Annotated in this window: 21 protein-coding genes and 1 pseudogene; 13 read left to right on the top strand and 9 right to left on the bottom strand. The window is 72.5% G+C overall.

The features are described from left to right. Window positions 1-70 precede the first annotated feature (70 nt). On the top strand, window positions 71-766 hold the full coding sequence (locus tag QQY24_RS14130; protein ID WP_301973043.1) for a CoA pyrophosphatase: 696 nt from the start codon (window positions 71-73) through the stop codon (window positions 764-766). A gap of 117 nt (window positions 767-883) precedes the next feature. Continuing rightward, on the top strand, window positions 884-2083 hold the full coding sequence (locus tag QQY24_RS14125; protein ID WP_301973042.1) for a MarP family serine protease: 1200 nt from the start codon (window positions 884-886) through the stop codon (window positions 2081-2083). A 110-nt stretch (window positions 2084-2193) separates the two neighbouring features. Here QQY24_RS14125 and QQY24_RS14120 read toward each other — a convergent pair whose 3' ends face one another. The 6 genes and pseudogenes from QQY24_RS14120 to QQY24_RS14095 all read right to left on the bottom strand — a co-directional run. Beyond that, a complete protein-coding gene (locus QQY24_RS14120) occupies window positions 2194-2373 on the bottom strand; it encodes a hypothetical protein (RefSeq protein WP_301973041.1) in 180 nt (59 codons plus the stop codon). A gap of 184 nt (window positions 2374-2557) precedes the next feature. Continuing rightward, a complete protein-coding gene (locus QQY24_RS14115) occupies window positions 2558-3493 on the bottom strand; it encodes an alpha/beta fold hydrolase (protein ID WP_301973040.1) in 936 nt (311 codons plus the stop codon). Next, on the bottom strand, window positions 3490-3978 hold the full coding sequence (locus QQY24_RS14110; protein WP_301973039.1) for a phage holin family protein: 489 nt from the start codon (window positions 3976-3978) through the stop codon (window positions 3490-3492). Before QQY24_RS14110 ends, QQY24_RS14115 begins: the two co-directional genes overlap by 4 nt. Window positions 3979-4044: 66 nt before the next feature. Beyond that, complete coding sequence (gene nhaA / locus QQY24_RS14105) at window positions 4045-5487, bottom strand: Na+/H+ antiporter NhaA (RefSeq protein ID WP_301973038.1); 1443 nt, start codon at window positions 5485-5487, stop codon at window positions 4045-4047. A gap of 187 nt (window positions 5488-5674) precedes the next feature. Next, window positions 5675-7630 (bottom strand): acetate--CoA ligase, encoded by a 1956-nt coding sequence (acs, locus tag QQY24_RS14100; RefSeq protein WP_301973037.1) that lies wholly within the window; start codon window positions 7628-7630, stop codon window positions 5675-5677. Continuing rightward, window positions 7627-9154: pseudogene (locus QQY24_RS14095) on the bottom strand (carbonic anhydrase); the annotation flags it as partial. The gene acs and the pseudogene QQY24_RS14095, both read right to left, overlap by 4 nt. A 521-nt stretch (window positions 9155-9675) precedes the next feature. On the opposite strand from QQY24_RS14095, the gene QQY24_RS14090 reads away from it, so the two are divergent. Next, window positions 9676-10941, top strand: a complete 1266-nt coding sequence (locus QQY24_RS14090; RefSeq protein WP_301973036.1) for a hypothetical protein — start codon at window positions 9676-9678, stop codon at window positions 10939-10941. A 3-nt stretch (window positions 10942-10944) separates the two neighbouring features. Here QQY24_RS14090 and QQY24_RS14085 read toward each other — a convergent pair whose 3' ends face one another. After that, a complete protein-coding gene (locus QQY24_RS14085) occupies window positions 10945-11925 on the bottom strand; it encodes an ATP-binding protein (protein ID WP_301973035.1) in 981 nt (326 codons plus the stop codon). 101 nt (window positions 11926-12026) lie between these two features. Here QQY24_RS14085 and QQY24_RS14080 point away from each other — a divergent pair, with 101 nt between their 5' ends. After that, entirely contained in the window at window positions 12027-12851 is an 825-nt protein-coding gene (locus QQY24_RS14080) for a Fic family protein (protein WP_301973034.1), read from the top strand. Window positions 12852-13195: 344 nt separating this feature from the next. Here the strand turns inward: QQY24_RS14080 and QQY24_RS14075 are convergent, their stop codons facing one another. Continuing rightward, complete coding sequence (locus tag QQY24_RS14075; protein ID WP_301973033.1) at window positions 13196-14026, bottom strand: HAD family phosphatase; 831 nt, start codon at window positions 14024-14026, stop codon at window positions 13196-13198. A 583-nt stretch (window positions 14027-14609) separates the two neighbouring features. Here QQY24_RS14075 and ssd point away from each other — a divergent pair. The 7 genes from ssd to QQY24_RS14040 all read left to right on the top strand — a co-directional run bounded on the left by ssd (window position 14610) and on the right by QQY24_RS14040 (window position 19715). Further along, window positions 14610-15716 (top strand): septum site-determining protein Ssd, encoded by a 1107-nt coding sequence (gene ssd, locus QQY24_RS14070; protein ID WP_301973032.1) that lies wholly within the window; start codon window positions 14610-14612, stop codon window positions 15714-15716. Continuing rightward, window positions 15713-16936: a TadA family conjugal transfer-associated ATPase gene (locus QQY24_RS14065; RefSeq protein WP_301973031.1), complete on the top strand. Its 1224-nt coding sequence runs from the start codon at window positions 15713-15715 to the stop codon at window positions 16934-16936. Before ssd ends, QQY24_RS14065 begins: the two co-directional genes overlap by 4 nt. 8 nt (window positions 16937-16944) lie before the next feature. Next, on the top strand, window positions 16945-17805 hold the full coding sequence (locus QQY24_RS14060; protein WP_301973030.1) for a type II secretion system F family protein: 861 nt from the start codon (window positions 16945-16947) through the stop codon (window positions 17803-17805). Continuing rightward, window positions 17802-18581 carry a type II secretion system F family protein gene (locus QQY24_RS14055; protein WP_301973029.1) on the top strand — a complete coding sequence of 260 codons (780 nt, stop codon included), beginning with the start codon at window positions 17802-17804 and terminating at the stop codon, window positions 18579-18581. The genes QQY24_RS14060 and QQY24_RS14055 overlap by 4 nt, the downstream gene beginning before the upstream one ends. Window positions 18582-18668: 87 nt before the next feature. Beyond that, entirely contained in the window at window positions 18669-18869 is a 201-nt protein-coding gene (locus QQY24_RS14050) for a DUF4244 domain-containing protein (protein WP_301973028.1), read from the top strand. A gap of 22 nt (window positions 18870-18891) precedes the next feature. Continuing rightward, window positions 18892-19299, top strand: a complete 408-nt coding sequence (locus QQY24_RS14045; protein ID WP_301973027.1) for a TadE family type IV pilus minor pilin — start codon at window positions 18892-18894, stop codon at window positions 19297-19299. Continuing rightward, window positions 19296-19715, top strand: a complete 420-nt coding sequence (locus QQY24_RS14040) for an Rv3654c family TadE-like protein (RefSeq protein ID WP_301973026.1) — start codon at window positions 19296-19298, stop codon at window positions 19713-19715. The genes QQY24_RS14045 and QQY24_RS14040 overlap by 4 nt, the downstream gene beginning before the upstream one ends. Window positions 19716-19979: 264 nt before the next feature. On the opposite strand, the gene QQY24_RS14035 is transcribed toward QQY24_RS14040, so the two are convergent. Beyond that, on the bottom strand, window positions 19980-22460 hold the full coding sequence (locus tag QQY24_RS14035) for a DEAD/DEAH box helicase (protein ID WP_301973025.1): 2481 nt from the start codon (window positions 22458-22460) through the stop codon (window positions 19980-19982). An 81-nt stretch (window positions 22461-22541) separates the two neighbouring features. On the opposite strand from QQY24_RS14035, the gene bldG reads away from it, so the two are divergent. Then, on the top strand, window positions 22542-22883 hold the full coding sequence (gene bldG, locus QQY24_RS14030; RefSeq protein WP_010986038.1) for an anti-sigma factor antagonist BldG: 342 nt from the start codon (window positions 22542-22544) through the stop codon (window positions 22881-22883). A gap of 160 nt (window positions 22884-23043) precedes the next feature. Beyond that, complete coding sequence (locus QQY24_RS14025; protein WP_301973024.1) at window positions 23044-23481, top strand: ATP-binding protein; 438 nt, start codon at window positions 23044-23046, stop codon at window positions 23479-23481. The last annotated feature ends 275 nt before the right edge of the window (window positions 23482-23756 follow it).

Here is a 23756-nt window from a genome sequence, read left to right as displayed (position 1 = left end):
CGGGGGCCGCCGCCGCGGGCGGAACGATCCCGGTGCCCTCGGGCGTTGGACACGGCAGGACGGGGAGGCCATGACGCACACGCGCGACACGCAGGGCGGCTCGGTGACGCCGAGCAGGCGGGGACTGCCGGCCTGGCTGGAGCCGGTGGCGTGGGCGGCGGAGACGATCGAGCCGCGCCAGCTCAGCCGCTTCCTGCCGCCGGAGAACGGCTCGGGGCGGCAGTCGGCCGTGCTGATCCTCTTCGGCGAGGGCGAACGCGGTCCCGAGCTGCTGCTCATGGAGCGCGCCGGCTCCCTGCGCTCGCACGCCGGGCAGCCCTCCTTCCCCGGCGGCGCCCTCGACCCGGAGGACGGCGACCCGCACGGCGACGGCCCGCTGCGGGCCGCGCTGCGCGAGGCCGAGGAGGAGACCGGCCTCGACCCGGCGGGCGTCCAGCTCTTCGGCGTCCTGCCCGCCCTCTACATCCCGGTCAGCGGCTTCGTCGTCACGCCCGTCCTCGGCTGGTGGCGCGAGCCCAGCCCGGTCGGCGTCGTGGACCCGAACGAGACCGCCCGCGTCTTCACCGTCCCCGTGGCGGATCTCACGGACCCGGCGAACCGGGCCACCGCCGTCCACCCCAGCGGCCACCGGGGTCCGGCATTCCTGGTCGAATCGGCCCTGGTGTGGGGTTTCACGGCCGGGGTGATCGACCGCCTGCTGCACTTCGCGGGCTGGGAGCGCCCGTGGGACAGGGACAAGCAGGTCCCGCTCGACTGGCGGTCGTGACAGGGTGATCCCCGTGCTGTGTCCTTCCGGGGGCAGTGCCGTCGGCGGCTGCGCCGAGGGCCCCCGGACCCCCGGCCGAGCTGCTGGGACCGGAGTGAATAGGCGAGGCCTGAAGCGGTGAACGTGCTGGACATCCTGCTGCTGGTGGCGGCCGTGTGGTTCGCGGTCGTGGGCTACCGCCAGGGCTTCGTCGTCGGCATCCTGTCGGTGGTCGGTTTCCTCGGCGGCGGCCTCGTCGCCGTGTACGCGCTGCCCGTCGTCTGGGGCGCGGTCACCGACGACGCCGAGGTCGGCACCGCCGCCGCCGTCGTCGCCGTGGTCGTGGTCATCGTGTGCGCCTCCGTGGGCCAGGCCCTGACCACCCACCTCGGCAACAAGCTCCGGCGCCACATCACCTGGTCCCCGGCCCGCGCCCTGGACGCCACCGGCGGCGCCCTGGTCAACGTGCTCGCCATGCTCCTGGTCGCCTGGCTGATCGGCTCCGCCCTCGCCGGCACCACCCTGCCGACGCTCGGCAGGGAGGTCCGCGGCTCCAAGGTGCTCCTCGGGGTCTCCCGGACGCTGCCCGCGCAGGCCGACACCTGGTTCGCCGACTTCTCCTCCGTCCTCGCGCAGAACGGCTTCCCGCAGGTCTTCAGCCCCTTCTCCAGCGAGCCGATCACCGACGTCCGGCCGCCCGACCCGGCCCTGGCGGCGAGCCCGGTCGCCACCCGCGCCCAGCGGTCCATCGTCAAGGTCACCGGCACCGCCCAGAGTTGCGGCAAGGTCCTGGAGGGCACCGGCTTCGTCTTCGCCGACCGCCGCGTCATGACCAACGCGCACGTCGTCGGCGGGGTCGACGCGCCCACCGTGCAGATCGGCGGAGAGGGCCGCGCCTACGACGCGAGGGTCGTCCTGTACGACTGGAAGCGCGACGTCGCCGTCCTCGACGTACCGGACCTGAGGGCGACCCCCCTGCGGTTCTCCGCCGGGGACGCGGCCGGCGGTGACGGCGCGATCGTCGCGGGCTTCCCGGAGAACGGAGCGTACGACGTCCGCGCCGCGCGCGTGCGCGGGCGCATCACGGCCAACGGCCCGGACATCTACCACCGCGGCACGGTCCGCCGCGACGTCTACTCCCTGTACACGACCGTCCGCCAGGGCAACTCCGGCGGCCCGCTGCTCACGCCCGACGGCAAGGTCTACGGCGTGGTGTTCGCCAAGTCCCTCGACGACGCCGAGACCGGGTACGCCCTCACGGCGGACGAGATTCAGCGGGACATCGACCGCGGCCGCACGGCGAACGAGCAGGTGGGCACCGACAGCTGTGCCCTCTGACCCCTGCGGGGCACCCGGTGGGGGTGCCTCGCAGAGGGCTCGGCCGCGCGGGTGGGGGGAGCCCCGGTACCGGGACCGGACGCGCCGGTGAAAGAGGCCTCGGGGAGCGCTCAGCCGCGCGGGTGACGCAGCCGCACCGAGACCCAGCGGGCCCGGCGGCGCAGGATGTGCGGAATTCCCACCCGGATGTCGGCTCCGGCGAGTTGCGGGGTACCTCGCTGAGAGGAGCCCGGCCCGACGGCCGAGCGGCGGGTGCGGGGTGCGTCACTGTAGTCGTGCGTCCAGCCCATACCCGGACGTGTGCCCCCGCCCCAAGGTCCATAACCGCCTGGCTGCCCCCCAATTGGCGTATGCGGTGGGCATGTGGCCGCCGGGCGGGAGAAGCGTTCAGAACCGAACATTCCGCACACCGAAACGGTCACGTCGAGTCCGGCACATCCGCCGGTCCCGGACGAACCGTCCGCCCCGGACGCCTCACCTGTCCGGCTCGGGGTCCTTCAGCCAGTTGATCAGCTCGGCGGAGAACGCGGCGGGATCCTCCTCGTGCGGGAAATGTCCCAGACCGTCGAACAGGCGCCAACGGTACGGGGCTTCGACGTACTCCCCCGAACCGGCCGCGCTGCGCGCCCGCGTCACCGGGTCCAGCGAGCCGTGCAGGTGCAGCGTCGGCGCCCGCACCGGCCGCTTCATCCGGCGGTAGAACTGGAGGCCGTCCGGGCGGGCCAGCGAGCGCACCAGCCAGCGATAGGGCTCGATCGAGCAGTGCGCGGTGGACGGGATGCACATCGCCCGCCGGTACGTCTCCACGGCCTCGTCCTCCGGCGGCCGCGGCCCGGACCACTCCCGGAGCAGACGGCCCACCAGGGCACCGTCGTCCGCCGTGAGTCGGCGCTCCGGGATCCACGGCCGCTGGAAGCCCCAGACGTGGGAACTGGCCGCCGTCTGCCGGGCGTCCCGCAGCATCGCCGCGCGCCAGCGCCGCGGGTGCGGCATCGACACCACGGCCAGCCGCCGCACCAGCTTCGGCCGCATCGCGGCCGCCGTCCACGCCAAGTAGCCGCCCAGGTCATGGCCGACCAGCGCGGCGTCCGGCTCGCCGAGCGAGCGGATCACCCCGGTGACGTCCAGGGCCAGGTTGGCCGGGTCGTACCCGCGCGGGGTGCGGTCGCTGCCGCCGACGCCCCGCAGGTCCATCGCCACCGCCCGGTAGCCCGCCCCGGCGAGTGCGGTCAGCTGGTGCCGCCACGTCCACCAGAACTGCGGGAAGCCGTGCAGCAGCAGCACCAGCGGTCCGTCGCCCAGCTCGGCAATGTGGAAGCGGGCGCCGTTGGCGGCGACGTCCCGGTGCGTCACTGTGTCCCCGGAAGGGAGGTCGATCCGTACGGCCGATGCCGCGGCGGGCTCCGTCATGACGACGAGCGTGCCACAGCCTCGATGGCCTCGGGCGCCCGGTCCTGCGGCAGCTCGTGCCGCGGGTGCGGCTTGGCGTTCTGCAGGACGCCCGCCGACTCCTTCACCGACGCGGCGACCTTCTGCGGGCCCTTGCCCTGCTTGGCCTTCTTCGCGAACGTCACGCCGATCAGCGCCAGGAGGCCGGCGAGCAGTACGTTCGCCGCGAAGGACAGCAGGAAGCAGACGGCCAGGTTCCAGCCGCTCCAGGTCCGGATGCCGTACGCCAGGGCGAAGTTGAGCATCGGCAGGGAGAACACCAGTACCGCGCCGGCCACCGAGAACGCGCCGCCGCTGGCCGCGCCGCGTTTCACGTCCTGCTTGAGCTGCGCCTTGGCCAGCGCGATCTCGTCGTGCACCAGTGCCGACAATTCGGTCGTCGCCGAGGCGAACAGCTGGCCGATGCTGCGTTCGGCGCCGACCGGGCTGCCGTCGGGTGCGCTCATCGCGTTCTCCCTCTGAAGTCTTCTGAGCCGTAGGGGTACCGTCTTGTTTTGTACCGTCTCGTCAGATCATGCCGGACGACCGTGCTCCTCGCCTGCCCTGCCCGGTACTTCCGCAAGCCCGTGGCGCGCCGCCGCCGCCCGCTCGGCGGCGATCCGGCGGTGCTCGGCCGCCTTGTGCTCGTGGATTTCCGCCATGCGCAGGTGGTACGCCGGATCGTCCTCCTCGTAGACGTCCGGTACGCCGTCGAGGTCCTCGTCCCGCTCCTCCTCCTCGCACAGCCTGCGGTACCTGGTGTTGCGGATCTTCAACAGCACGGTCGCACAGCCGGCCGCGATCAGCGATCCGGTGAGGACGGCCGCCTTCACCTCGCCGGCCGGCACCGTGTCGCCGTCGAAGGCCAGCTCGCCGATGAGCAGGGAGACGGTGAAGCCGATCCCGGCGAGGGACGCCACCGCGAACACGTCGGACCAGGCCAGGTCCTCACTGAGCGAGGCGCGGGTGAAGCGGGCGGTCAGCCAGGTGCCACCGAAGATGCCGAGCGTCTTGCCGACGACCAGACCGAGCACCACCCCGAGCGTCTCCGGCCGGGTGAACACGTCCCCGAGTATCCCGCCGGACACCGGAACCCCCGCGTTGAACAGGGCGAACAGCGGTACGGCCAGCCCGGCCGACAACGGCCGCACCAGGTGCTCGATCCGCTCGCCCGGCGCGTGCTCCTCGCCCCCGCGGGTGGTGCAGCGCAGCATCAGGCCCATCGCGACGCCCGCGATGGTGGCGTGCACACCGCTGTTGTACATCAGCGCCCAGACGACGGCGGCCAGCGGCACGTACACGTACCAGCCGCCGACGCCCTTGCGCAGCAGCAGCCAGAAGACCACCAGTCCGGCGGCGGCCCCGCCGAGCGCGGCGAAGTGGATCCGGTCGGTGAAGAAGACCGCGATGATCAGGATCGCGAACAGGTCGTCGACGACCGCGAGGGTCAGCAGGAAGGCGCGCAGGGCGCTGGGCAGCGAGGTGCCGATGACCGCGAGGACGGCGAGCGCGAAGGCGATGTCGGTGGCGGTGGGCACGGCCCAGCCCCGCGCGGAGCCGTGCCCGGCGAGGGCGGTGAGGGTGTAGACGAGCGCGGGCACGGCCATCCCGCACAGCGCGGCCACCACCGGCAGCACCGCCGACCTGGGGTCCCGCAGGTCCCCGGCGACCAGCTCGCGCTTGAGCTCGATGCCGGCCACGAAGAAGAACACGGCCAGCAGGCCGTCGGCGGCCCAGTGGGCGACGGACAGGTGCAGGCCGAGGGCTGCGGGGCCGAAGTGGAAGTGGCCGGTCGCTTCGTGGCTGTGCCGCAGTGCCGGGACGTTCGCCCAGACCAGGGCCGCGACGGCGGCGGCGAGGAGCAGGACGCCGCCGACGGTCTCGGTGCGCAGCGCGTCCGTGATGAACGTCCGCTCCGGCAGGGACAGCCGTCCGAAGACCTTGCGGGCGGGGGGCTGGGTGCGGGGCGCGGTCACGGGAGACCTCCGGTGGTGGGACAGGCCGGCTCACATGCCGACCAGACTTCCCGGCGCACCATGTCGCGTCCGTGACGCTTTGCTCAGTTTACCCAAGCCACCTGGGCCGGGACCGGTGATCTTCACAGGGCGGACGCGGACGGGGCACCCGGCGCGTCCGCAGGCCGGGTGCCCCGGGGGCGTCTGCTCAGTCCTCGCTCGGCGTCGCCGGGAGCTTGGCCTGGATCAGGTCCATGACCGCGGAGTCGGTCAGTGTGGTGACGTCACCGAGTTGCCTGTTCTCGGCCACGTCCCGCAGCAGCCGGCGCATGATCTTGCCGGAACGGGTCTTCGGCAGCTCCGCCACCGGCAGGATCCGCTTCGGCTTGGCGATCGGGCCGAGTGTGGCACCGACGTGGTCGCGCAGCCCGGCTATCAGCTTGTCGTCCTCCGACGCCGTCCCGCGCAGGATGACGAACGCGACGATGGCCTGGCCGGTGGTCTCGTCGGCGGCGCCGACGACGGCCGCCTCGGCGACCGACGGGTGGGAGACGAGCGCCGACTCCACCTCGGTGGTGGAGATGTTGTGCCCGGACACCAACATGACGTCGTCCACCCGGCCCAGCAGCCAGATGTCCCCGTCGTCGTCCTTCTTCGCCCCGTCACCGGCGAAGTACCTGCCCTCGAAGCGCGACCAGTAGGTGTCGATGAACCGCTGGTCGTCGCCCCAGATGGTGCGCAGCATCGACGGCCACGGCTCGGTGAGCACCAGGTAGCCACCGCCGCCGTTGGGCACCTCGTTCGCCTCGTCGTCGACGACGGTCGCGCTGATGCCGGGCAGCGGGCGCTGCGCCGAGCCGGGCTTGGCCTCGGTGACGCCGGGCAGCGGCGAGATCATCATCGCGCCGGTCTCGGTCTGCCACCAGGTGTCCACGACCGGTGTCCGGTCGGCACCGATGTGCTTGCGGTACCAGACCCACGCCTCGGGGTTGATCGGCTCGCCCACCGAGCCCAGGACCCGCAGGGAGGACAGGTCGAACCGCGCGGGGATGTCGTCGCCCCACTTCATGAAGGTGCGGATCGCGGTCGGCGCGGTGTAGAGGACCGTGACGCGGTACTTCTCCACGATCTCCCAGAATCGGCCCTGGTGCGGGGTGTCCGGGGTGCCCTCGTACATGACCTGCGTCGCGCCGTTGGCCAGTGGCCCGTACACGATGTAGGAGTGCCCGGTGACCCAGCCGACGTCGGCCGTGCACCAGTACACGTCCGTCTCCGGCTTGAGGTCGAACACCGCCCAGTGGGTGTACGCCGTCTGCGTCAGGTAGCCGCCGGAGGTGTGCAGGATGCCCTTCGGCTTCCCCGTCGTGCCGGAGGTGTAGAGGATGAACAGCGGGTGCTCCGCCTCGAACGCCTCCGGGGTGTGCTCGGCGGACTGCCGCTCCACCAGTTCGTGCCACCACAGGTCCCGCTCGCCGTTCCAGGCCACGTCCTGCCCGGTGCGGCGCACCACCAGCACGTGCTCGACGCCCGCGGCCTTCTCGACCGCCTCGTCGACGGCGGGCTTGAGCGCGGACGGCTTGCCGCGCCGGTAGCCGCCGTCCGCGGTGATGACGACCTTGGCGTCCGCGTCCTGGATGCGGGTCGCCAGTGCGTCCGCGGAGAAGCCGCCGAAGACCACCGAGTGCGCGGCACCGATCCGGGCGGTGGCCAGCATCGCTATCGCCGTCTCCGGGATCATCGGCATGTAGATGGCGACCCGGTCGCCCTTGCCAACGCCCAGCTCCAGCAGGGCGTTGGCCGCCTTGGAGACCTCGTCCTTCAGCTGCGCGTAGGTGATCGACCGGCTGTCGCCGGGTTCGCCCTCGAAGTGGATGGCGACCCGGTCTCCGTGCCCGGCCTCCACATGCCGGTCCACGCAGTTGTACGCGACGTTCAGCTCGCCGTCCTTGAACCACTTCGCGAACGGCGGGTTCGACCAGTCCAGCGTCTCCGACGGCTCCTTCGCCCAGGTCAGCCGCCGCGCCTGCTCGGCCCAGAAACCGAGCCGGTCAGCCTTGGCCCGCTCGTACGCCTCTGCCGTGACGTTGGCGTGCGCGGCCAGGTCAGCGGGCGGCGCGAAGCGTCGCTCCTCCCTCAAGAGGTTGGCCAGGCTTTCGTTGCTCACGACATCTCCCTTTCCCGGGGTGTCCGTTGTGTCCCAGGCCACAGCTCATCAGACGCGGGGGCCGGATGACAAGGGTCGGCCGAAAATTGGTTTAGACCTGTGTGGGCCCCGTCATGAGGCCGGGCCGCCCACACCGCACCGCACACCTCCTCGGCACCTTCGATCTCCTCGAACACCGGACCGTCCACCGTTCCGTCCGGCAGGTAGGCCCGCGCCCCCTCCCTGTGGAAGTACGTCCCGTACAGCTCCGGCGGCACCGGCCACAGGCGCCCGCGGGACCGGGCCGCGCGGGCGCAGGCGGTCCAGCTGCCGGACCACGTTGGCCGGGCACGGCTGCTCCACCGCGCCGACGGGTGCCCGCCCGGCCGGCCGGAGCAGGGCGACCCCGTCGCGGGCCGCTCGCCGGAGGCCTGGCAGCCCGTGCCGCAGCCACCGCTCCAGCGGGGCCGCTCCGGCGGTGCCGCCCGCTGGGCCGGCGGAGAACATGTCCGCATCGCCCCGCATCCGGAGTGCCCGCACACCGTGACGGACCGCACTCCCGCACGTCCACCGCGTGTTCGACGGCGGCCGCCACCGGGTCGTCGCCGTGCTCCTCGCCCGACGGCACCAGATTGCCGACGTTGCGGACGACGAACGGATCGCCGGGACCACTGGAGGTGATCGTCGACGCGACGACCCTGGAGTCGGCGCGGGTGAAGAAGAGCTGTGAGGGCTGCTGCCCTTCCGTGCCAGCCCCGCCGGCTCCTCGCCCACCAGTGGCGGTGTTCCGCCGGAAGGAGCGGATGCCGCGGGCGAGCTCATGGACCGCGGGGGTGCCGGGTCGGGACGGGCCCCGCGAAGCAGGCCCGGTGGTTGCACCACGGCGTCCAGGGCCGGCACCGGCACGCGGCGGAGGGGGCCGGGCCGGTGGTGCGGACTCCGCGGGGCCGTCCCTTCGGCTCGGTGGAACCCGCCCCGCGCGGTGTGGGCGCTCCGCCAGTCCTGCAGTGGCGCGTACGCCGCGTGGTCCATGGACGACCCGTCCAGTTCGACGGCGTGGGCGCCCTGGGGGACGAGCTGCGGCGTTCTGCTCGGCCGGGGCGCTGCGAGGAACATCAACCGGCCTCGCACGCCGACGTGATGGACCTCCTCCTTCTCCTCGTGCGTGATGCGCGCACGGGCGAGGCGGTGCAGGGCGAGGGCGACCGCCACGACGCCCCCGAGGGCCACGCCCCGCAGGACGCCGGGGGGCACCACGCCGGGTGCGGTGGCGGCGTGCACCGGCACTTCGCGGTGGCGGGCCACCGTACGGATGTGGTGCAGGGGCACCATCCGGATACCGACGGCCGTCACCAGGACGGCGCGCGAGGTGAGCGGGATCCGCTCCAGGACCGGGACCAACAGCAGCGCGCTGACCACCACGAGAACGCCGTGCAGCATCGTGGGGTTCCGGCTCACGACACCGGAATTCACATCCGCCGCACTCCGCGCGGCCACGCCCGCGACCGGCAGTCCGCCGGGCGCACCGGGGACGATGCCGGCGGCGACCGGGCCGGCCCGCAGCGGGGCGCCGGTGACCGGGGTGATGCCGAGGGGCAGGGGGAGGGCGATCAGGAGGACCGCGACGGGCGCGGACAGGTCGGCGCTCTCGACGAGGCGGCGGTGCCGCGCCGGTGGGGGGCCGTGCGGTGGGTGGGAGCGCGGGGGGCAAGGGGGTGCGCAGGCGGACATATTCCCGTTTCCTCCGGGGCGGCGCGGTCGCGGACCGGTTGGTTCCCGCCGGGGGCGGGGATCGGTCGCGGCCATAAGACATGGCGTGCAGCGGCGGGGTTCGATCAACACTTGGTAAATGAATCGTAATGCAAGGTAAAGGCCGAGCATAGCTTTTCTGTGCAAATGGAGCAGTGTGTCGCTTGGACGGGTGAAGCAGCCATTTCATCGGCTTGTCGTATTAATTCCTTCCCGGTCTCGTGCGAACTTGGCGGCGCTGTCGGTAGAACCCGGCGTATCGCCAGAAAACGCCCTCACCGGCGTTTGCCTGAGAGAAGGAAGAAGGTGGGCGGAACATGGCCGCCACCCACAAAATGGCCGTCGGTGCCGTGGTCGTCGCGGCCTGCGCCACGTCGCTGGCCGGCTGCGCGACCGGCTCCGGCGGCGCGAAGGAAGGAGCGCCCGGCCCGCAGAAGGCGGCACCGGCGCCCAGGGGCGTGGTCCGTCTGATCGGGGACGGTTCCACCTCGTACACCGGTGCGCAGCCGCACCTGCCCAGACCCGAGCGGCTGAAGCCCGGCCGGAAACCCCCGCAGTTCGTGGTGTTCTCCTGGGACGGGGCGGGCGAGGACAGCCAGAAGCTGTTCTCCCACTTCCGCAAGGTCGCCAAGGAGAACCACGCGACGATGACGTACTTCCTCAGCGGCGTGTACGTGTTGCCGGAGGAGAAGAGTGACCTCTACCGGCCGCCGCAGCACTCGCCGGGCAGGTCGGACATCGGCTTCAACGACCAGCAGGGCATCAGCGACACCCTGAAGCAGGTGCGGCTGGCCTGGCTGGAGGGCAACGAGATCGGCACCCACTTCAACGGTCACTTCTGCGGCCCCGACGGCGGGGTCGGCGAGTGGTCGGTGGAGGAGTGGAAGAGCGAGATCGCCCAGGCCAAGCAGTTCGTGAAAACCTGGCGGACCAACACCGGGATGACGAACGCGGCGCCGCTGCCCTTCGACTACGACAAGGAACTGATCGGCGCCCGCACTCCCTGCCTGGAAGGGCAGGAGAACTTCATGAAGGCGGCCCACCAGCTCGGTTTCCGCTATGACTCCAGCGGGGTCAACAACCAGGTGTGGCCCGGGAAGAAGGAAGGCCTGTGGGACCTTTCGATGCAGCTGGTGCCTTTCCCCGGCCACACCTACGAGCAGTTGACCATGGACTACAACTTTATGGTCAACCAGTCCGGCACACAGACCCAGGGTGACCCGGACAAGCGCGAATACTGGGGCGACCAGATGCGCGACGGACTGCTCCAGGGTTTCTACCGCGCCTACGACGGCAACCGCGCGCCCCTGGTCATCGGCAACCACTTCGAGTCCTGGAACGGCGGCACCTACATGCGTGCCGTCGAGGAGGTGGTGAAGGAGGTCTGCCACAAGCCCGACGTACGCTGCGTCTCCTTCCGCCAGCTCGCCGACTGGCTGGACGCCCAGGATCCGCAGACGCTGGCGAAGCTGCGCACCCTGGACGTGGGCGAGGTGCCGAGACAGGGCTGGGCGTCCTTCCTCTCCGGTCACCCGGCGCCGGCGCCGAAGGGCGTGCCCGGGGCGCCGGCGGCCAGGCCGTAGGTGTCAGGCGGGGGCCACCGCGCCCTCGCCGAGCACGAAGCCGGGATCGACCTGCGCCGCCAGGTCGGCCCCGGTGCGCTCGTTGCCCCACGCCTCGGCGTTCTTCAGGTGGAAGTGCACCATCTGGCGCGTGTAGCGCTCCGCGTCGCGCAGCTCGTACGTCGCGTCGGCCGCGGTCCGCAGCGTGTGCAGGGCGCGGACGTTGGCCTCCTCCAGGAGGTCGAACCGGGGAGGACGGCCCTTCTCCATGGCGCGCACCCAGTCGGAGTGCCCGACCGCGACCAGCAGGTCGTCGCCCGTCTCCGCGCGCAGGAAGTCGATGTCGTCCTGGCCCTGGACCTTGTTGCCGACGACCTTCAGGATGACGCCGAAGTCCCTGGCGTACTCCTTGTACTGGCGGTAGACGGAGACTCCCTTCCGGGTCGGTTCGGCGACGAGGAACGTCATGTCGAAGCGGGTGAACAGGCCGGAGGCGAAGGAGTCCGAACCCGCCGTCATGTCGACCACGACGTACTCGTCGGGGCCGTCGACGAGGTGGTTCAGGAACAGTTCCACCGCTCCCGTCTTGGAGTGGTAGCAGGCGACGCCCAGGTCGGCGTCCGTGAAGGGGCCGGTGACCATCAAACGGACGGCGCCGCCGTCGAGTTCCACCGGCCGCGCGCAGGCGTCGTACACCGGGTTGGGTTCCCGCACCCGGACCAGGCGCGAGCCCTCGCCCGGCGGCGTGGTCTTGATCATGGTCGCGGCGGAGGTGATGCGCGGGTTGGAACCCCGCAGGTGGTCCTTGATCAGCGAGAGCCGTTCACCCATGGCGGGCAGTGCGGCCGCCTCCGCCTCGTCGAGGCCGAGCGCCGGACCGAGGTGCTGGTTGATGTCCGCGTCGATGGCGACCACCGGTGCGCCGGAAGCGGCGAGGTGGCGGATGAAGAGGGACGAGAGCGTGGTCTTGCCGCTGCCGCCCTTCCCGACGAAAGCAATTTTCATGTTCACCAAGAGTAGTTGAATGATGGCTGTGTGTGTCAGGGGGGAGTGAAGAAGACCACTCCTTCGTGGGGTGGGTCGACGGGGTGCGTAGGGTCGTACTCATGAGTTCGACAGGTGCGACCGCCGATCCGCTCGCCACCTTGGGCTCGCTGCCCGGAGTGGCCGAGTCCGTGGAGTCCGTGCGCAAGGCCGTGGACCGGGTCTACGGCCACCGGATCATGCGACGCCGCAGCAACGCGGTCACCTCCGAGGCGGCCCTGCGCGGTGCCCGCGGCTCCGCCGCGCTTTCCGGCGCCGACTGGGCCCTGGAGGAGGTGCGGCGGCGCACCGACTTCAGTGCCGGCGCCGAGGCCCGTGCCGTGGGCGCGGCCCTCCGGCTGACCGCCGAGGCGGGCCAGCTGCTGTCCATATGGCGGCAGTCACCGCTTCGGGTGCTCGCCCGGCTGCACCTGGTGGCCGCCGCGAGTGACGGTGACGAGGTCGGCCGGCCGCGCCGGGCGGGCGAACCCGTCGACGAGCCGCTGGTCGAACTGCCGCTGCCGGACTCCCGGGAGGTGTCCGGCCGGCTGGAGGGCCTGGCGGACCTGATCATCGCCGGTACCTCCGCGCCCGCACTGGTCACCGCCGCCGTGGTGCACGGCGAGCTCTTGGCGCTGCGTCCCTTCGCGTCCCACAACGGCCTGGTCGCACGCGTGGCCGAGCGGATCGTCCTGATCGGCAGCGGCCTCGACCCGAAGGCGATCTGCCCGGCCGAAGTGGGTCATGCCGAACTGGGCCGCGCGTCATACCTCGCCGCGCTGGACGGTTACGTCTCCGGCACCCCGGAGGGCATGGCGGCCTGGATCGCCCACTGCGGCAGGGCGATCGAGCTGGGTGTGCGCGAGTCCACGGCGGTGTGCGAGGCGCTGCAGCGCGGGGCGGCCTGAGGGGAGCCGCCTCAGGAACGGGCCGCGGCGGTACGAGTCGTCGTACCGCCGCTGGCATGACCACCGGGTTACCAGGCGTCCTCGAAATGTCGCCCATCAGGTCGGGTACTTCGCCCGTGGCCTGGTGCGGCTGGCCCGTAATCGACGGGTCGACGTCGCGTGGGTGCCCGGTGTTCATGCTGGGTCCGTGGGGCCGGGTGCGTAGCGTCAGGGGATCCTCTCGGATGCCCTGTGGTCTCGCGGGCCGCTGATTCCTTTGTACTGCAAGCCGTGAGCAGGCGGAACCCCTGCTCATGTTTTGTTGCTCAAAGGGGTGAAAGAGGTTGATTCAGGGGCTGGAGCTGTCAGGAAACCGTGCCGCGGCGCCTGCTGGCGTACCAGACGAGGCCGGCCGTGGCGGCCGCCGCCCCTATGGCCGCCGCCGCGACCAGGGCCGGGGGCGGCACGGCGAGGGCGGGCAGCCGCTGCTTGAGCCGCACCGGCCGGCGGAACTCCAGGACCGGCCACCCGCGTGCGAGTGCCTCCCGGCGCAGCGCGCGGTCCGGATTCACGGCGTGGGGGTGCCCGACCGCCTGGAGCATCGGCAGGTCGGTCGCCGAGTCGCTGTAGGCGTGGCAGCGCTCCAGGTCGTACCCCTCGGACGCGGCCAGTTCCCTGACCGCCTCGGCCTTGGTCGGGCCGTAGGCGTAGTACTCCACCTCCCCGGTGAAGCAGCCGTCCTCGCCGACGACCATGCGCGTGGCCACCACCCGGTCGGCGCCGAGCAGTTCGCCGATCGGTTCGACCACCTCGGCGCCCGAGGTGGACACGATCACGACGTCGCGCCCGGCCGCGTGGTGCTCCTCGATCAGGGAGGCGGCCTCGTCGTAGATGATCGGATCGATCAGTTCGTGCAGGGTCTCGGCGACGATCTCCTTCACCTGCCGGACGTTCCAGCCGCGGCACATCGCGGACAGGTGCTCGCGCATGCGCTCCATCTGATCGTGGTCGGCACCACCGGCCAGGAAGACGAACTGGGTGTATGCGGTACGCAGTGCGGCCCTGCGGTTGATCAGTCCGCCTTGGTAGAAGGACTTGCTGAAGGTGAGTGTGCTCGACTTCGCAATGACCGTCTTGTCCAGGTCAAAGAAGGCTGCTGCGCGGGGCGAGGAGTGGTTTTCCACGCCCCTGAGCATAGGCGCCCACCATTCGGCGTAAGGTGGGGCGCGTGGGTTTGCCTGAGAGGGCTCTCGGGTACACCATGGAAGTCACGGATCGTTCGCGACCGTGCTAACCCGGTCCGACTCCTCCCCCCGAGTCGGCCGTGGGGACGACCCCCGCTCTCCCCGGCGGGGGTCGTCGCATGTCCGGATGTGTTTTCGCCCCTCCGTATCTCGCTGCGAGGCCTGGCGGGATGACGAGGTGGGGTAATTTGTCATGCTCACGTCTAGTTACTCACGGTAATAACTGTGCGTCTCTGTGGAAGTCCGTCGGGGCTGCGGCGAAGGTCACCGGTTCGGGTGACGGAGATATTCACAGATCCTGAGTCGCCCACAGTTTTCAACCAAGATCCACACGATTTCCCGGCTCGTTGCACCGTGATTCCTGCGCACTCCGGCCGCGGCGAGTTCATGACCGGTTCCGATTGCCGGGGCTGCGTTCGGCCGGTTCCTATCGGCCGCCTATGCGGGCCGGCTGCCGGTCCTCCACACCTTTGGGAATCGCGCGGCCGCAGAGGCCGCGCACACGACGCGGAACACACAGCGAGGGGGAGTACCCGTGACCGGAACCGTCACCCACGACCCGCACCCGGCCGCCGCAGGCCGACCGGGGCGGCCGCTCATCGTCACCGAGGATCCTCGTCTCCTCGACGATTTGCTGCGGCTGTGCGCGGCCGCCGGTGCTACTCCCGAGGTGCACACCGGCGTACCGGACCACGGCGGCGGCTGGGACACGGCCCCGCTCGTCCTCGTCGGCGACGACGCGGCCCGCCGGGTGCACGGAGCCGCGCGCCGGCGCGAAGTGGTGCTCGTCGGACGCGACCAGGACGACCCGGGCGTGTGGAAGAGGGCCGTCCAGATCGGCGCCGACCACGTCCTGATGCTGCCCGACGGCGAACAGTGGCTGGTCGACCGCATCGCCGACGTCGCCGAGGGCGTCGGCCACCCGGCCCTCACCGTCGGGGTCATCGGTGGCCGGGGCGGGGCCGGCGCGTCCACACTGGCCTGCGCGCTCGCCGTCACCTCCGCCCGCGAAGGAGTGCGCACCCTCCTCGTGGACGCGGATCCACTGGGAGGCGGACTCGACGTCCTCCTCGGCGGTGAGGGCGCCGAGGGATTGCGCTGGCCGGCCTTCGCCGCCTCCCGCGGCCGGGTCGGCGGTGGCGCACTGGAGGAGTCCCTGCCCGAACTGCACGCGCTGCGGGTGCTCAGCTGGGACCGCGGCGACTGCGTCGCCGTGCCGCCCCAGGCGGTGCGGGCCGTGCTCGCCGCCGCCCGCCGACGCGGCGGCACGGTCGTCGTCGACCTCCCGCGCCGCCTGGACGACGGAGTCGCCGAAGTCCTCGCCCAACTCGACCTGGCGCTGCTCGTCGTACCCGCCGACCTGCGCGCCCTGGCGGCGGCCGGCCGGGTCGCGTCGGTCGTGGGCATGGTCGTCCGTGACCTGCGGGTGGCGATCCGCGGACCGTACGCACCTGGCCTCGACGACCGCGAGGTGGCCCGGTTGCTCGGCCTCCCCCTGGCCGGCGAGGTGCCCGTCGAACCGGCCCTGCTGCGCCCCCGCAGCACGGCGAAACCTCCCGGCGCGACCGGCCGCGGTCCCCTGGCCCGCTTCTGCACCACCTTCTGGGAGCACGCCCTGGTCGAAGCGGGGGGTCCGCGATGACGCTCCCCGGACTCGACCGCGCCGACGGCGCGGCCCTGCTCGACGGCGTTCGGCGCCGGCTGGCCGAGAGCGGTGCCGACCCCACCCCCGCACGCGTGGCGCAGGCTCTGCGCGAACAGGGGCGGGTACTGGGCGATGCCGAGGTCCTCGGCGCCGCCGAGCACCTGCGGTCCGAACTCGTCGGCACCGGCCCCCTGGAGCCGCTGCTCACCGACTCCAACGTCACCGACGTCCTCGTGTCCGCCCCCGACCGGGTGTGGGTGGACCGTGGCGGCGGCCTGGAGCTGACCTCGGTGACCTTTCCCGACCCGGCGGCCGTGCGACGCCTCGCGCAACGCCTGGCCGCCGTGGCCGGGCGCCGGCTGGACGACGCACGGCCCTGGGCGGATGCCCGGCTGCCCGACGGGACCCGGCTGCACGCGGTGCTGCCCCCGGTGGCCGTCGGCTGCACCTGCCTGTCCCTGCGGGTCGTCCGGCCCCGGGCCTTCACCCTCGGGGAACTGGTCGGGGCGGGCACCGTGCCGCCCGGTGGGGACCGGATCCTGCGCGCGCTGCTGGAGGCCCGGCTGTCCTTCCTCGTCAGCGGGGGCACCGGCAGTGGGAAGACCACCCTGCTGAGCGCCCTGCTCGGTCTCGTCGGACCCGGCGAACGGATCGTCCTCGCCGAGGACTCCGCGGAGCTGAGACCGGAACACCCCCATGTCGTACGGCTGGAGACCCGGCCCGCCAACCAGGAGGGCGCCGGCCTCGTGACCCTCGAGGACCTGGTCCGGCAGGCGCTGCGGATGCGCCCCGACCGGTTGGTGGTGGGCGAGGTGCGCGGCCCTGAGGTGGTGCATCTGCTGGCCGCGCTCAACACCGGCCATGAAGGTGGCTGCGGCACCGTGCACGCCAACGCCGCCGCGGACGTGCCCGCCCGCCTGGAGGCGCTCGGGACGGCGGCGGGGCTCGACCGGGCCGCGTTGCACAGCCAGTTGGCGGCCGCGCTGGCCGTGGTGCTCCATCTGGTGCGGGATCGGTCCGGGCGGCGCCGGATCGCCGAGGTGCACGTGCTGGAGAGGGACGCCTCGGGCCTGGTGCGGACCATTCCGGCCCTGCGCTGGGGGGCGCGGGCCTTCGCCCGGGAGCGCGGCTGGGAGCGGCTGCGGGGGCTGTTGCGCGGTGAGTCCGGCGGCGGGGAGGCCGGGGCGGCAGGAAGCGGTGACAGGTGGGAGGAGTGAGGGAAGCGATGGATGAGACGTCGACGGGTGCGGCGGTGGCGTGTCTGGGAGCCGCGATCTGGCTGCTGGGCGGACGGCCCTCCGGGGTGCGGCGGGCCCGGCTGTTGCTCGCGGGCGGCGGTGCGGTGGCGACCGGGCCACCGGTCTGGGAACAGACACTCGGCGAACTGCGGCGGCTGCGTGGCCGGTTGGCTGCCGAGTGGTGGGCATTCGCGGCCGGTCTGCTGCTCGCGCTGCTGGGTGCCTCGGTGATTCCGGTCGTCGCGGGGGCGGCCGGGGTGCCGGTGCTGCGCCGGATGCGGCTGGCCCGGCAGGCCGGGCGGGAACGGGAGCGGCACGGGGACGCGGTGATCGGTCTGTGCGGCGTCCTCGCCGGGGAGGTACGGGCGGGACGGCAGCCCGGTGAGGCGCTGGTGCGGGCCGCGCGGGACTCCGGCGGGCTGGGGGAGGCACAGGCGGCGGTGATCGCGGCGGCGCGGTTCGGCGGGGATGTTCCGGCCGCGCTGGCCACCGCGGCCCGACAGCCGGGCGCGGAGGGGCTGCGGGGGCTCGCCGCCTGCTGGCGGGTGGCCGTGGACCAAGGGGCCGGGCTCGCCGCAGGCCTGGACCGGCTGGAGGGGGCGCTGCGAGCGGAGCGGGACCAACGGGCCGACCTGCGCGCCCAGTTGTCCGGAGCCCGGGCCACGGCGGTCCTGCTCGCCGCGCTGCCCGGTCTCGGACTGCTCCTCGGTTCGGCCATGGGCGCCGACCCGCTGCGGATCCTGTTGCACAGCGGGGCCGGACTTGGCTGCCTGGTGGTCGGAGCGGCGTTCGAATGCGCCGGGATGTGGTGGGTGACGTGGATCGTGCGGAAGGCGGAGGAGGCATGAGCGGGGACACCGTCCACAGGCTGGGGATGGCCGCGGCACTGGCCCTTGGCTCGATGGCCGGGTGGCTGGAACACGTCCGGCGACGGCGGCGGGCACGGCGCCGGGTGGCCGAGCTGCTGGCCGTGGAGTGCGCCCAGCCAGGGCCGACCGTCGACGCCGGCGCCGCGGCGCGGCGGTGGCTGCCGGTGGCCGGGGCGTTGTGCGGGGTGTGGGCGCTGGTCGGCGGGGTCGCCGGTGCCGTCGTGGGGCTCGGTGTCGCCGCGGCGCTGTGGCGTTGGCGGCGCGGCCGGGCCGTCGTGGACCGGCGGGAGCCGGTCGACACCGGGGAGGCCGTCCGCCAGCTCCCCCTGGCCGCGGAGCTGCTGGCGGCGTGCATCGCGGCCGGGGCCGGTCCGGTGATCGCCGCGCAGGCGGTCGGGGAGGCGCTCGGCGGACCCGTCGGTGACGCGCTGGCGCGGGGCGCTGCGGAGGTGCGGCTGGGCGGCGAACCGGCGGACGCCTGGCGGCGGCTGGCGGAACTACCCGGCGCGGCGGCCCTGGCACGGCTGTTGGAACGGGCCGGCGAGTCCGGGCTTCCCGCGGCCGGCCCGGTCGCCCGCCTCGCGTCGGACGCGCGGGCCGAGCGCGCCCGGACCGCCACGGCCCGGGGCCGCCGGGCGGCCGTGATGGTCTCCGCGCCCGTGGGCCTGTGCTTCCTGCCCGCGTTCATCGCGGTCGGTGTGCTGCCCGTGGTGATCGGACTGGCGGGAGGCGTGATGCGAGGGGATGCGGGCTGACGAGCGGCACAGGCGCGAATGACCGGAACAACGGAATCGGATCACGAGGACCCGGATCACGAGGAATCGAAGCAGAAGGAGTTCGGAATGCGGAAGAAGGCACGGACGATGTGGGTGCTGCTGCACGAGCGGTGCCGCCGGGACGCGGGGATGGTGACGTCCGAGTACGCGATGGGGATCATCGCGGCGGTCGGATTCGCGCTGCTGCTCTACGAGGTCGTCACCAGCGGCCAGGTCAAGGCCGAACTGCAGACCATCGTGAAGCGGGCCCTCAGTGCGCGGATGTGAGCGGGGGGCGGACCGGGGGTTCGTGACCGCGGAGGCGGCCGTGGTGCTGCCTGTGCTGGTGGCGTTCACGGTGGCGCTGGTCTGGGGGCTGCTCGTGGTGGCCGTGCGGATCCAGTGCGTGGACGCGGCCCGCACGGGCGCCCGGGCCGCCGCCCGGCAGGACCCGGCCGCTGCCGTGGTGGAAGTGGCCCGGAAGGCGGCACCGCGCGGTGCGCGGGTGACGATCGGCCGGGAGGGTGGCCAGGTCCGGGTGACGGTGGTGGCCAGACCGCCGGTGCTGACCGGGTTGCCGTTCGAAGTGCGGGAGGAGGCGGTGGCGGCTGCGGAGGAGGGCACGGACACGGGTGCTGGTGCCGGAGCGGGTGCGGCGGGCACAGGGATCCAAGGAGGGACCGGGAGGGGCGGGGCGGCGGGGGAGCCGGGGTCATGAGCCGCGTGTTCGGCCGCGCGGATTCCGACCGGGGGTCCGCCACCGTCTGGAGTCTCGGGGTGATCGCCGTGCTGTGCGTGGTGTTCGGTGTGGTGCTCGCTCTCGGGCAGGCCGTCGTGGTCCGGCACCGCGCGGCAGGCGGCGCCGATCTCGCGGCTCTCGCGGGGGCGGACCACTGGAGTGAGGGCGCCACGGGGGCCTGCGCCCGGGCCCAGCGGGTTGCGAGGGCGCAGAAGGGGCGACTGGTGCGGTGCTCGCTCGTGGGCGAGGTCTCGGACGTGACGGTGGCCTCGGGCAGGGGGCCGTTCGAGGCCCGGGTCAGGGCGAGAGCCGGCCCACCGGGACCGGCACCACCGGCACCACCGGATGCCTCCGAACCGCTGGACCTGGCCGCTTCCGTGCCACTCGGGCGCTGATCCGCGCCACTCTGGTCCCGCTCCAGGCTGTCTGAGCCCGGGGCAGCAAGCAGGTTCCGGAGCCGGTGGGCGCCGGTCCGGCCCCCCGGAGCCTGCCTCAGCCGGTCCCGGATCCCGGTCGCGGCCCGCAGCCGGCCCGCGCCCGCCTCGACCGCCCGGACTCGTCTGTTCGACCCCGCAGCCTCCGGCCGCAGCGGACCGCCCCTACGGCCTCACCGCACCCCCGCCAACCCCTACCTCCCGTCTCCTCCCGCGTCACACCTGTCACGACCCCGTCGGCCCCCCGCCCGGTTCTTCCTCCGGAGCCCCGCGCAGCAGGACCGTGAGGAGTCGTACCGCGCCCCTCTTGTGCAGTGGGTCGTTGCCGTTGCCGCACTTGGGGGACTGGATGCACGACGGGCAGCCCGCCTCGCACTCGCAGGAGGCGATGGCCTCGCGGGTGGCGGACAGCCAGGCCCGGGCGGTGTGGAAGGCGCGCTCGGCGAAGCCCGCCCCGCCGGGGTGGCCGTCGTAGACGAAGACCGTGGGCAACAGCGTGTCCGGGTGCAGGGGGACGGACACGCCACCGATGTCCCAGCGGTCGCAGGTCGCGAAGAGGGGCAGCATTCCGATCGAGGCGTGTTCGGCGGCGTGCAGGGAGCCGCCGAGGATCTCCGGGATGATGCGGGCCTCGTCCAGCTGGTCCTCGGTGACCGTCCACCACACCGCACGCGTACGCAGCGTACGGGGCGGGAGGTCGAGTTTCGTCTCGCCCAGCACTTCACCCGTGATGAGCCGCCTTCGCAGGTAGGAGACCACCTGATTGGTGACCTCGACCGAGCCGTAGCACAGGCGGCCCGCTCCCCACGGCACCTCGGTGTCCGCCTTCAGGACGGAGACGGAGGTGGTGTCGCGGGCGACCGTCGAGTACGGCGGGTCGGCCTGCTCGACCAGAGCGACCGAGTCCTCCAGATCGAGGGAGCGCACCAGGTAGGTGCGGCCCTGGTGCAGGTGCACCGCGCCCTCGTGCACCGTGGAGTGCGCGGCACCCGCGTCGACGGTGCCGAGCAGGCGGCCCGTGCCTTCCTCCACGACCTGGACCGGACGGCCGCCCGCGCCGCGGATGTCGGTCAGGTCGGCGGCCCGCTCCCGGCGCGTCCAGTGCCACGCCCTCGTGCGGCGGCGCAGCAGTTTCGCGGCCTCCAGCTGCGGCATTAGCTCCGCGCAGGCGGGGCCGAAGAGATCCAGGTCCTCCTCGGTCAGCGGGATCTCGGCGGCGGCGGCGCACAGGTGCGGGGCGAGGACGTAGGGGTTGTCGGGATCGAGGACCGTGGACTCCACGGGCTGGTCGAACAGGGCTTCGGGGTGGTGCACCAGGAAGGTGTCCAGCGGGTCGTCGCGGGCCACCAGCACCGCCAGCGCGCCCTGTCCGGCACGGCCCGCGCGGCCCGCCTGCTGCCACAGGGACGCCCGGGTGCCCGGGTAACCGGCGATCACGACCGCGTCCAGGCCGGCGATGTCCACACCGAGTTCCAGGGCCGTGGTGGCGGCGAGGCCGAGGAGCTCGCCGGAGTGCAGGGCACGCTCCAGGGCGCGGCGCTCCTCTGGGAGGTAACCGCCCCGGTAGGCCGCGACACGCCGGACCAGGGAGCGGTCCACCTCGGCCAGCCGCTCCTGGGCGATCACCGAGACCAGCTCGGCGCCGCGCCGGGAGCGGACGAAGGCGACCGAGCGCACGCCCTGCACGGTGAGGTCGGTCAGCAGGTCGGCGGTCTCCGCGGTGGCCGTACGCCGTACGGGTGCGCCCCGCTCGCCGTGCAGTTCGGTGAGCGGGGGCTCCCACAGGGCGAAGACGAGCTCCCCGCGCGGGGAGGCGTCGTCGGCGACCTCGACCACCGGCAGGCCGGTCAGTCGGCGGGCGGCGACGGCGGGTTCGGCGGCGGTCGCCGAGGCCAGCAGGAACACGGGCGAGGCGCCGTAGCGCGCGCACAGGCGGCGCAGGCGGCGCAGCACCTGGGCGACGTGCGAGCCGAAGACGCCCCGGTAGGTGTGGCACTCGTCGACGACGACGAACCTGAGCGCTTTCAGGAAGGAGGCCCAGCGCGGGTGGGAGGGAAGCACGCCGCGGTGCAGCATGTCGGGATTGGTCAGGACGTAGTTCGCGTACTGGCGGACCCACTCGCGTTCCTCGAACGGCGTGTCGCCGTCGTACACGGCCGGGCGCACCGCCGTGCCGAGCGGTTGCGACAACTCCCTCACCGACCGGCACTGGTCCGCCGCGAGGGCCTTGGTGGGGGCCAGGTAGAGGGCGGTCGCACCGCGGCCGTTCGGGGCCTGCGAGCCGTCCAGGAGGGCCGACAGGACCGGTACGAGGTAGGCGAGGGACTTGCCTGAGGCGGTGCCGGTGGCGACGACCACCGAATCGCCGTCCAGGGCGTGCTCGGCGGCCAGCGCCTGGTGTTCCCAGGGGTGCTCGATGCCGCACGACCTGAGGGCCTCGATCACCTCCGGCCGAATCCGGTCAGGCCAGAGCGCATGGCGGCCCGCGCGCGGGGGCAAGTGCTCCGTATGAGTGATGCGCGCAGACCGGCTCGGCCCGGCGGCGAGCCGGTCCAGGACCGTGCCCGGGGAGGGCCGGGACGCCGGGTTCGCCGGGGATCCGTCGGATCGGTGATTCTTGGCCATCGGCACCGAGTGTGTCACTGGAGTGACGGACAATGGAGCCAAGGCGTCGTGCACGCCTGCCGGTAAGTGATTGAATGCCATCGCGGCTGGCGTTGCGTCCCGGGGGCCGCAAGCCGAGGTGCCCGAGGGACGACCGCTCGATAGCAAGGTGCTGGAGGATCCGTGGACCTGTCCCTGTCGACCCGTACCGTCGGCGATCGTACGGTCGTCGAGGTCGGTGGCGAAATCGATGTATACACCGCGCCCAAGCTGCGCGAGCAGCTGGTCGAGCTGGTGAACGACGGGAATTTCCACCTCGTCGTGGACATGGAGGGCGTGGACTTCCTCGACTCCACCGGGCTCGGCGTGCTGGTCGGCGGTCTGAAGCGAGTGCGTGCCCACGAGGGCTCGCTGCGCCTGGTCTGCAACCAGGAGCGCATTCTGAAGATCTTCCGCATCACCGGTCTCACCAAGGTGTTCCCGATTCACACCTCGGTCGAGGAAGCGGTGGCGGCCACCGACTGACCCATGGCCGGTTGCCGGTGCCCGGGCCGTCCAGCGGCCCGGACGCCGGTCGCTCGGTCCCGCCCCGGGCCGGTCGCGTCCGGGGCTCAGTGATTTTTCCGGGAGGCGGACCTTCGACCGCCCCGCCCGGACCGCACGCCCGTAGTCGCGAGGGGGATGCATGGCCACCGTTGAACTCCGCTTCAGCGCGCTGCCCGAGCACGTCCGGACCGCCCGGCTGGTGGCGGCGGCGGTGGCGCGCAGGGCCGGGGTGGACGAGGCCGTACTGGACGAGGTCCGCCTGGCCGTCGGAGAGGCCTGTTCCCGTGCCGTCGGTCTGCACCGCAGCGGCGGCATCACGGCACCTGTGAAGGTGGCGTTGATCGAGGAGGAGAAACAGTTCTCCATCGAGGTCGGTGACGAGGCCCCGCACGCCGTGCCCGCCGAACGGGTGGCGGGCGGTCCGTCCGCGGACGCGGACGTGGAGGCCGAGGAGGACGAGATGGGTCTCGCGGTCATCAGCGGTCTCGTCGACGACGTGGAGGTCACCACGGGCGAGAACGGCGGTCTGATCCGCATGCGCTGGCCCACCGCCCCGCCGGCCACCGCACTCGTCTGACCACCGCACCGACTCGGAAGGGCCCTGCTCGATCGGCAGGGCCCTTCTCGCATTTTCCGCCATCTCGCCCGAACGGGTGAAGAAAAACGCGCTCGGTGATCCCATTACTCGATCAAGGCTCCATGCAGCCGTCAATGCCTTTGGGGCATTACCTCTTTCGGGTCCGCCGACGGGACCCCGATCATTCACGGAAGGGCAAGTGGCGGCTCATTCCGTTTACCACGCTCTGTCTGCATCGCGATCGGGTACCTACAATTCGTCCACATCTTGAGCTC

Source organism: Streptomyces sp. TG1A-8, assembly GCF_030499535.1.
Classification (GTDB): Bacteria; Actinomycetota; Actinomycetes; order Streptomycetales; family Streptomycetaceae; genus Streptomyces.
This window is presented reverse-complemented; position numbering and strand designations above follow the sequence as displayed.

Coding starts and splice junctions, on each gene's coding strand:
- QQY24_RS14130 (WP_301973043.1), top strand. CDS start 71: ATGACGCACACGCGCGACACGCAGGGCGGCTCGGTGACGCCGAGCAGG.
- QQY24_RS14120 (WP_301973041.1), bottom strand. CDS start 2,373: ATGGGCTGGACGCACGACTACAGTGACGCACCCCGCACCCGCCGCTCG.
- QQY24_RS14115 (WP_301973040.1), bottom strand. CDS start 3,493: ATGACGGAGCCCGCCGCGGCATCGGCCGTACGGATCGACCTCCCTTCC.
- QQY24_RS14110 (WP_301973039.1), bottom strand. CDS start 3,978: ATGAGCGCACCCGACGGCAGCCCGGTCGGCGCCGAACGCAGCATCGGC.
- QQY24_RS14090 (WP_301973036.1), top strand. CDS start 9,676: ATGGCCGCCACCCACAAAATGGCCGTCGGTGCCGTGGTCGTCGCGGCC.
- QQY24_RS14085 (WP_301973035.1), bottom strand. CDS start 11,925: ATGAAAATTGCTTTCGTCGGGAAGGGCGGCAGCGGCAAGACCACGCTC.
- QQY24_RS14080 (WP_301973034.1), top strand. CDS start 12,027: ATGAGTTCGACAGGTGCGACCGCCGATCCGCTCGCCACCTTGGGCTCG.
- QQY24_RS14075 (WP_301973033.1), bottom strand. CDS start 14,026: ATGCTCAGGGGCGTGGAAAACCACTCCTCGCCCCGCGCAGCAGCCTTC.
- QQY24_RS14065 (WP_301973031.1), top strand. CDS start 15,713: ATGACGCTCCCCGGACTCGACCGCGCCGACGGCGCGGCCCTGCTCGAC.
- QQY24_RS14060 (WP_301973030.1), top strand. CDS start 16,945: ATGGATGAGACGTCGACGGGTGCGGCGGTGGCGTGTCTGGGAGCCGCG.
- QQY24_RS14055 (WP_301973029.1), top strand. CDS start 17,802: ATGAGCGGGGACACCGTCCACAGGCTGGGGATGGCCGCGGCACTGGCC.
- QQY24_RS14050 (WP_301973028.1), top strand. CDS start 18,669: ATGCGGAAGAAGGCACGGACGATGTGGGTGCTGCTGCACGAGCGGTGC.
- QQY24_RS14040 (WP_301973026.1), top strand. CDS start 19,296: ATGAGCCGCGTGTTCGGCCGCGCGGATTCCGACCGGGGGTCCGCCACC.
- QQY24_RS14035 (WP_301973025.1), bottom strand. CDS start 22,460: ATGGCATTCAATCACTTACCGGCAGGCGTGCACGACGCCTTGGCTCCA.
- QQY24_RS14025 (WP_301973024.1), top strand. CDS start 23,044: ATGGCCACCGTTGAACTCCGCTTCAGCGCGCTGCCCGAGCACGTCCGG.